Here is a 3,947-nt window from a genome sequence, read left to right as displayed (position 1 = left end):
CGTCCCGGATGGGAGAGCCGATCGGCGGGATCTCGCCCGGTGACAGCGGGCCGCTCATGGTCGCGGCGATGGTCGCCTCGGTGGGGCCGTAGGCGTTGACCATCAGACGGCCGGGGGCCCAGCGGTCCACCAGGTCGGGACCGCAGGCGTCGCCGCCGACCACCAGGGTCCGCAGGTCCGGCAGCGGCGTCTGCGGCACACCGGCCAGCGCGGCCGGAGGGATCAGCGCGTGGGTGATCCGCCCGTTCTCCAGGACTCCGGCCAGCTCCGCTCCGCCGTACACCCCTTCGGGCGGGATGACGAGAGCGGCTCCGGCGGCGAAGGCGATGAGCATCTCCATCACCGAGGCGTCGAAGCTCGGCGAGGCGAACTGCAGCACCCTGCTGTCCGGTCCGGCCTCGAGCCGGTCCCGCTGGGACTCGGCGAACGCGGCGATGCCCTCGTGGGTCACGACCACGCCCTTGGGACGGCCGGTCGAGCCCGAGGTGTAGATCACGTAAGCCGGGTGCCGCAGCGAGGTCCGGTCGTCCGTCCCGGGCTTCCGCTCACCGGAGTCCGTCCCGGCCGTCGGCTCGCCGTCCCCGCCCGCGGACCCGTCCCCGGCTCCGGCCAGGAACGCCTCGTCGATCACCAGCATCGGAGCGGCGTCGTCGAGCATGTACGCGATGCGCTCGGCCGGGTAGCCCGGGTCCACCGGCAGGTAGGCGCCTCCCGCCTTGGCCACCGCCAGCGCCGCGACGACCAGCCGGGCCGAGCGCGGCAGCAGCAGCGCCACCAGGCGCTCGGGCCCCACGCCGTGCCTGCGCAGCTGCCGGGCCAGCCGGTCGGCCAGGGCGTTCAGCTCACCGTACGTCAGCTCCGTCCCGCCCTCCACCAGCGCGGTGGCGCCGGGGTCGCGCCGGGCCGCGGCCTCGAAGAGGGCGGGCAGCGTACGGCCGGGCACGGGCGCGCCGGTGTCGTTCCACTCCTCGACGATCAGGCGGTGCTCGTCCGGGTCCAGGATCCCCAGGTGGCCGACCGGGATGTCGGGAGTGTCGACGAGTGTGGTGAGCAGGGAGCGCATGCGGCCCAGCAGCCGTTCGGCCTCGGGCCCGGTGAACAGATCGGGCCGGTGGTCCAGGCGCAGGGTGAGCCGGTCCCCGGGGATGACCGCCAGGGCCAGGGGATAGTGGTGCGCGTCGGCCGAGCCGAACCCGGTCAGCCGCAGGTCGCCGAGGTCCGCCTCCGCCCCGGACGGGTCGAACGGATAGTTCTCCAGCACGGTCACGGTGTCGAACAGGGTGCCGCGCCGGATCTCGGTCAGGCCGAGGTGGTGGTGGGGCAGCAGTTCGGCCTGCTCGTCCTGGAGGCGTTCGAGCAGCTCGCCCAGGGGCTCGTCGGGGCGCAGCCGTACCCGCACCGGAATCGTGTTGATGAACAACCCGACCATCCGCTCCACGCCGGGCAGCTCCGGCGGCCGTCCCGACACGATCGCGCCGAAGACCACGTCGTCGCGGCCGGTCAGCCGGGAGAGCAGGATCGCCCACAACGCCTGTACCACCGTGTTGACCGTGACCCCACGGCGGCGGGCGAGCCTGGTGAGGGCGCCGGTCAGCTCGGCGTCCAGCTTGATGCGGGCCTTGTCCGGCGGGGTGGGCACGGCGGGGGCGTTCGGGGCCACCAGGGTGGGCTCGTCGAGGCCGTCCAGCGCCCGGTCCCACGCCTGCCTGGCCGCCGTGCGGTCCTGCCGGGCGAGCCAGGCCAGATAGCTCTTGTACGGCGGAGCGGGCGCGGCCTCCACGCCCAGATAGAGGGCGAGCAGTTCAGTGATCAGCAGCGGGGTGGACCAGCCGTCCAGCAGGATGTGATGGTTGGTGAGGATCAGCCGGTGCCGGCCCGGCGCCAGCCGTACCAGCACGAACCGCAGCAACGGCGGCGCGGCCAGATCGAAGCCCCGCGCCCGCTCCCCGGCCGCCACCGCCTCCGGGTCCTCCCCGGAGACCTCACGCCAGGGCACCTCGACCCGCTCGGGGATGACCTGGACCGGCCGGCTGAGCTCCTCGTGCCAGAAGGCCGCGCGCAGGTTGGGGTGGCGTTCGAGCAGCCGGGCGGCCGCGCCCGCGAGCCTGGCGGGATCGAGGGGCCCGTCGAGGTCGAGGGTGACCTGGGCGGTGTAGACGTCGTGCTCGTCGTGGAGGGCGTGGAAGAACAGTCCCTGCTGCAGCGGAGACAGCGGAAGGATGTCCTGGACCTGCGTCATCGTCTCTCCCACGCGGCCTGGATGCGGTCGATCTCCTTCTGGTCCAGGTCGACCAGGAGGTCACTGGGCGTGTAGCCCCCTGCGCCGTGCTCGGCCAGCCCGCCGAGGGCCTCGAACCAGGTCTCGGCCAGCTCCTCGACCTCGGCCTCGGCGAGCACCCCGTCCGGCCACGACCAGGCGGCTTCCAGGTGCGGGCCGTCCGGCCGGTCGTACACGGTTGCGTTGATCTCCAGTACGTGGGACACCGGCATGTCGGGGTCGTGCCCGCCCACGTCCGCGGGCACGAGGTTCCAGTCACCGTCGGCGACCGTCACCCGGCCCAGGTAGTTGAACAGGATCTGCGGCCGGGGCAGGTCCGCCAGCTCGGCCGCGGTGTCGGGGTCGAGGTGGCGCAGCAGGCCGTAGGTCAGGGGGTCGGGTACGGCCCGCAGCTGTTCCTTGACCCGTTTGATCGCCTGGCCCGCGGCCCGCTCACCGTTCCAGTCGCTGCTCCCCGCGTCGAGCCGGACCGGGTACATGGCCGTGAACCAGCCGACCGTCCTGGACAGGTCCACCTCGGGGAAGATCTCCTCCCGCCCGTGGCCTTCGAGGTCGAGCAGGACCGAGGTGCCTCGGCCGCCGTGCCTCCTGCGCCAGGCGGCCACCGCCAGCGTGAGACCGGTGAGCAGCACGTCGTCGGCCCGCCCGTGGAAGGCCGCGGGAACGCCGGTGAGCAGCGGTTCCGTACGGCCGGGCGGCAGTGTCCGCCGCAGCGTGCGGACGGTCGCCGCGGTGTCCTTGTGCGGGTTCAGGGACCGGTGGCCGATGCGCGGGTTGGGACCGTCGAGGATCTCCGCCCAGGCGTCGAGTTCACCGGTCCTGTGGCGGGCCTCGTCGTGCAGGCGCCGCGCCCAGGTCCGCAACGACGTCACCACCGGCGCCAGCTGCGGCTTCCGCCCCTGCCGTACCGCCGTCCAGGCCGCGAACAGATCCGGCAACAGGATCCGCCACGACACCCCGTCCACGCACAGATGATGAACCGTCACCACCAGCCGCCCCGAAACCCGCGGCCCGGCATCCAACCACGCCACCTGCACCATCCGCCCACCGGCCGGATCCAGCCGGGTACGCGACCACGCCGCCTGCTCGGCCACCACCCCCGCCCACCCCTCATCGGATGCCGTCGCCGCGATCAGGGCATCGCCGACCTCCACCCGCCGTACGCACTCATCCGCCCGCACCGACCCGACCGGCAGCACCTCCAAGCCTCCGGCGCCGTGCCGGCTCAGCCGCAGGGCGTCATGGCGGTCCAGTACGGCCTGCAGCGCGGCGGTCAGATGGTCCGATCCCAGATCCGGCGGCACCCGCAACACCACGGTCTGGTTGAACCCGTCGGCAGGGCCCTCCCGCTCGGCCAGCCACTGCATGATCGGCGTCGGACGCACCGGCCCGACCCCGGCGCCCTCCGGCTCGGCCTGGACGCCTTCCTCCTCCGTCGCCACCAGCGCCAGCTCACGCACACTCTGGTGACGGAACACATCCTTCGGGGCGAACATCAGACCCGCCGCCCGCGCCCGCGCCACCAGCTGGATCGCCAGAATGCTGTCCCCGCCGAGATCGAAGAACCCGTCCTCGACCCCGACCGAGGCCATCCCCAGCACCTCGGCGAACAACCCGCACAACAACGCCTCCCGGCCCCCCACCGGCCCGGCCGCCGACCCACTGACCC

The 3,947-nt window shown here is 73.3% G+C and carries 2 protein-coding genes; both read right to left on the bottom strand.

The window, feature by feature from the left end; translation table 11 throughout:
* On the bottom strand, nt 1–2,239 hold a 2,239-nt coding region (locus Psi01_RS43970), incomplete at its 3' end, for a condensation domain-containing protein (protein ID WP_239128456.1).
* The coding region (locus tag Psi01_RS42755; protein ID WP_239128455.1) for a condensation domain-containing protein at nt 2,236–3,947 on the bottom strand (1,712 nt) is incomplete at its 5' end. The genes Psi01_RS42755 and Psi01_RS43970, both read right to left, overlap by 4 nt.

Source organism: Paraplanobispora siamensis (assembly GCF_016863175.1).
Taxonomy (GTDB): Bacteria; Actinomycetota; Actinomycetes; order Streptosporangiales; family Streptosporangiaceae; genus Planobispora; species Planobispora siamensis.
The sequence above is the reverse complement of the archived record's forward strand: the minus strand, read 5'-3'. Positions and strand labels throughout refer to the sequence as shown.